General features: G+C 68.5%; 1 pseudogene. It reads left to right on the plus strand.

What is annotated here, in order from left to right:
* Positions 1-13: 13 nt before the first annotated feature.
* Positions 14-413: pseudogene (locus tag AC1D34_RS38315) on the plus strand (RNB domain-containing ribonuclease); the annotation flags it as partial.

Here is a 413-nt window from a genome sequence, read left to right on the forward strand (position 1 = left end):
CGGCGCAGCGCGCGTGGACCCACCTGAACAGGAGGTCGATGCTCTCGGCGACGGCCGCTACCAATTGATCTTCCGCCCGCGCCTACGCGCCGAGGAGCAGAACGCCACCCTGTCCCTGGCCAGCAATATCGCGATCGCGGCTGCACTCCTGACAGCCCGGACCGGCCTGTTCAGGGTCATGCAGGAACCGGATCAGAAGGCCGTCCAGCGCCTGCGCCAGACCGCGCGCGCCCTGGGCCTGTCATGGCCGGAGATGGAGACGCTCGTCCAGTTCGAGAAGACGCTGAATCCCGCCGACAGCAGCCACGCGGCCTTCATGCTGGCGGTGCGGAGGGCTAGCGGCGGCGCGAGCTATGTTCCCTATCGCGAAGGCATCGTGCCGTGGCATGCGCCGATGGCGGCGACCTATGCGC

The organism is Allobosea sp. P1_A7 (assembly GCF_056406775.1).